This window comes from Thermotalea metallivorans (assembly GCF_001562415.1).
Lineage (GTDB): Bacteria > Bacillota > Clostridia > Peptostreptococcales > Thermotaleaceae > Thermotalea > Thermotalea metallivorans.
In genome coordinates this window covers 1-3,786 of record NZ_LOEE01000084.1, presented here as the reverse complement: position 1 = coordinate 3,786, position 3,786 = coordinate 1, and the positions used below count along the sequence as shown (strand labels likewise).

Annotated in this window: 3 protein-coding genes; all 3 read left to right on the top strand. The window is 39.4% G+C overall.

Features of this window, described 5'->3' with window-relative positions; genetic code table 11:
• Nucleotides 1-471 precede the first annotated feature (471 nt).
• The 3 genes from AN619_RS14970 to AN619_RS14955 all read left to right on the top strand — a co-directional run bounded on the left by AN619_RS14970 (nt 472) and on the right by AN619_RS14955 (nt 3,615).
• Nucleotides 472-1,185, top strand: coding sequence for a response regulator transcription factor (locus AN619_RS14970; protein WP_330382104.1), 714 nt, complete (start codon nt 472-474; stop codon nt 1,183-1,185).
• Nucleotides 1,175-2,578, top strand: a complete 1,404-nt coding sequence (locus AN619_RS14965) for a sensor histidine kinase (RefSeq protein WP_068558075.1) — start codon at nt 1,175-1,177, stop codon at nt 2,576-2,578. The genes AN619_RS14970 and AN619_RS14965 overlap by 11 nt, the downstream gene beginning before the upstream one ends.
• Before the next feature lie 311 nt (nt 2,579-2,889).
• Complete coding sequence (locus AN619_RS14955; RefSeq protein WP_068558073.1) at nt 2,890-3,615, top strand: hypothetical protein; 726 nt, start codon at nt 2,890-2,892, stop codon at nt 3,613-3,615.
• Nucleotides 3,616-3,786: the final 171 nt, after the last annotated feature.

Genomic DNA, 3,786 nt, shown 5'->3' with positions numbered 1-3,786 from the left:
CAGGTCACCCTTGCCCATCCAGTTTTATACATAAATGAGCATTATATCCATGTGGCAAGTTTTGAGAAATGTGAAATTCTAAGAAAAAGCAAGCAATTAAGAGAATTCGTTAGATTATAGAGGGAGGTCTGACGGACTTCCTATTTGCGTTATTTGTCACTTGTGCAAAAGTACCACTCTGTCGGCAATGTTTTGGCATCCTCTCGGTCATGGACTATATGATTGGAAAATGGCCTATTTTGAAAAGATGCATATGATCTCCATAAAATCTCCATATTTTTTTTGTATAATAAAATTGTATTCTATAAAAATGGACAAATTATAAGAAACTATCAAGTTCACAATCTTCTGTGAAAACAGAATGAAGGGAGCTGTCTAAATCGTTGGCTTCCGTATCTCCCTTTGAAATGGCAGCAGTTTTTAGAGGAGAGATTACTTCCGGTATTTTCGCGTAGCATAGGGGTGATGATGTTGAAAGAAAACAATGGGAAAATTCTTATTGTAGATGATGAATCAAAGCTTGTTGAAGTAGTAGGATCCTATCTTGAAAACGCCGGATATGCGGTATATGGGGCATACAGCGGCCAGCAGGCTTTGCAGTTGATTGAACAAGTAAATCCTTCGCTTATTATTTTAGACCTGATGCTGCCGGATATCATGGGCGAAGAAGTTTGTAAAATGTTACGGAAAAAATCAAAAGTACCTATTATTATGCTAACGGCGAAGGCAAAGGAGGAAGATATTCTGAAGGGCCTTGACATAGGTGCCGATGATTATGTGACAAAGCCTTTTAGCCCCAGACAGTTGGTGGCAAGGGTAGTTGCTTTATTGAGAAGAACAAATGATAGTATCGTTTTTTCACCCAATATCATCTCCTTGAATAACGGTGATTTGGTGATCAACAGCGCAAAGCATGAAGTAAAGAAAAACGGAAAAATTGTGAATCTTACTCCAAATGAATATAAAATTCTTTTAACAATGGTGCGATACCCACACAAAGCATTTACAAGGGAAGAGCTAATTGCTGTAGCATTAGAAGGCAATTTTGATGGTTTTGACAGAACCATCGACTCCCATATCAAAAATTTGAGGCAAAAAATAGAGACGAATCCCAAAACTCCCGAATACATTTTGACTGTTCATGGCGTAGGATATAAATTTGGTGGTGCGTATAGTGAAAATTAGCCTCAAAACAAAATTATCATTATCGTATATTGCCATCGTAATGGTTTGCGTGGCCCTAACCAGTATATTTTCCAATATATATTTTGAAAGACATTTTAGAGAATATATTATGCAAAACCAGGAACAAAAATACAAAGACATCGTAGCTTCCGTGGGCCGGCAATACGAAGAAAAGGGACAGTGGAGGTATGAGGGTATTCAAAATATTGGAATCAATGCCCTTGAACAGGGCTTGATCATCAAGGTGATAGATATTACGGACAAAATTGTTTGGGATGCAAGGACCTATAACAATGGGGCATGTGAACAAATCATTTCTAATATGGCAAGGAAGGTGTCAAAATATTATCCCAATCTTAAGGGAGAATATGTGGAGAAAACTTTTCCCGTCTTCTATGGGGAAAAGAAAGTAGGCAGCGTAGCAATTGGCCATTATGGGCCTTTATATCTTAGTGATCATGACATAATTTTTCTGCGGGCATTAAACAAGGTTTTCGTGACAATCGGAATATTTTCCATGTTCATTGCTTTTACCTTCGGGATTCTTATGTCCAACAGGTTGACAAAACCAATATCCAGGGTTATAGATACGGCCCAAATGATTGCAAAAGGATATTTTGGCGGTAGAAGCCATGAAAAATCTACGACGAAGGAGATTAATCAGTTAACGGCTACAGTCAACAATCTGGCTGAAACTCTGGAAATGCAGGAGAAACTCAGACGAAGACTGACCGAAGATGTTGCCCACGAGCTGAGAACACCTCTGGCTACCCTGCAAAGCCATTTGGAGGCGATGATCGATGGTATCTGGGAGTTAGATGGGAAACGCTTAAAAAGCTGCCATGATGAAATTATCAGACTGAACAGGCTGGTAGACGATCTGGAGAGACTAGCCCAATATGAGAGTGAAAATTTGATTTTGAACTATGCAAGATTTGATATATCTTCTCTGGTTGAACAAATTGTGTTAAATTTTGAACACGATTATCATCAAAAAGGAGTAGAGATATATTTTGATGGAAAAAAAGAGATTCTGGTATGTGCGGATAAAGATAAAATAAGTCAAGTGATTGTGAATCTTATATCCAATGCATTAAAATATACAAATAAGGGCGGAAAAGTCAATGTAAGTGTGTCCAGTGACCAGGATGCCATAGGATTAAGGGTAAAAGATACAGGCATAGGAATTTCAAAGGACAATTTGCCTTTTATCTTTGAACGATTCTATCGCGTTGAAAAATCAAGGAATAGGATTACGGGAGGTGCAGGCATCGGATTGACCATTACCAAGGCCATTGTGGAAGCCCATCGAGGAAAAATTATGGTAGAAAGCTCACTGAATGAAGGTACAGAGTTTATTGTAATGTTGCCAAAGAATAGGCAGTCTTGCTAGACTGTCTGTTTTTTTATTTAGACAATTGATTGTAATAAGTGGACTTCTCCAATGAAAAAAACATAGAACAAAAAATAAAAAACTATCGAAAAGTTTCGGATATCCATAAAATCTCCATATATATTTTATATAATGTATCCATAGAATTTAAAAAGGATGAAAGAAAATATATAAGGAAAGAAAGGGGGCATTTCATGGACAAGACAGTGAAAATCCTGATTGCTCTGACAGCGGTCAGTTCTTATGATAGCAGCCGGCGTGGGCATGTACTGTGTACGGAACCCTTCTAGCACAGATAAGGGGAAGAGGTGATGCAGTTGAATATATTGGGTTCATTAGGGCAACTCTACATGTTTATCCTGTTAGCCCTTTTATTCCTTGGGTCCGGGTTGGCAGTTTGGAGTTTTATAAATTATTTGTCCAGCCGTGCCAAAGGCAAATCGGGAACAAAAGAAAAGGGCAAGGGAGCCGGACAGGATCAGGTTGTAAACTATAAAATTTTAGAAAAAGCGAAAATGGGAGGGTTTAAGATGATGAATAACGGATGGTTTAAATTGGCTGTATTTTCCTTTCTAGGAATCCTTGCCAGTGTTGTGGTGCTTGGTTTTGTCTCCACGAATAATAGCATGGCAGACAACAATATCCATTTGCAGCATCAACAGCAAGGATTCCATCAAAATCCTATGGGTGGGATCAGTGGAAATATGCAGATGCAGGGTGGTATGAATGCCTATATGCCGACGGGAAATATACAAATGCAGGGAAGTATGGGTGGCAACGTAGAAATGAATATGCCCACGAATTATCATTACCTGATGATGCAGCAACAGTTGAATCAAATACAGCAGCAGTTGCATATGATGCAGCAGCAAATCAATGGGAATATGGGTGGCAATATGCAAATGCAGGGCAGTATGAGTGGAAATAATGGCATGGGCATGATGAATATGATGCCTATGGGAGGAATGATGGGCATGAACAATATGAATAATATGAATAACATGCAGCAAAACAGCGGCGGCATGGGTATGATGTAAAAGGACAAACAAGACAGCATAACCTCTTTTGGGTTATGCTGTTTCATGTGCGCCCGGCATGGGCAGTAACTTGGCGGTGAAAGTCCGCTATGGGCTTGGCAGTGGGAACCATTAGCCAAAGGCAAGGGTGTCCATCGTGAGGTGGAATCTGAAGGAAGCCGGAGGCAAAGT

Bases quoted from the DNA above. Each gene is read 5' to 3' on its own strand.
- AN619_RS14955 (WP_068558073.1), top strand. From the start codon at position 2,890: ATGCAGTTGAATATATTGGGTTCATTAGGGCAACTCTACATGTTTATC.